Genomic DNA, 225 nt, shown 5'->3' on the forward strand with positions numbered 1-225 from the left:
AATTTGAGAGACTCACGAACAACTTTCGTTGTTCAGTGTTTCAATTTTCAGCTTGATCCAGATTTTTAAAGAGCAAATATCTTAAACATGACTCGTAAGTCATCTTTAACGATATCAAGGTCGGTGACTTTCACTCACAAACCAGCAAGTGGCGTCCCCTAGGGGATTCGAACCCCTGTTACCGCCGTGAAAGGGCGGTGTCCTGGGCCTCTAGACGAAGGGGAC

The 225-nt window shown here is 45.8% G+C and carries 1 tRNA gene; it reads right to left on the bottom strand.

Going from position 1 to position 225, the window contains the following annotated elements:
* Positions 1 to 149 precede the first annotated feature (149 nt).
* Positions 150 to 225, bottom strand: a tRNA-Glu gene (locus tag FQZ95_RS17865).

The sequence above is a fragment of the Escherichia sp. HH41S genome, assembly GCF_009820115.1.
GTDB classification, from domain to species: Bacteria; Pseudomonadota; Gammaproteobacteria; order Enterobacterales; family Enterobacteriaceae; genus Escherichia; species Escherichia coli_F.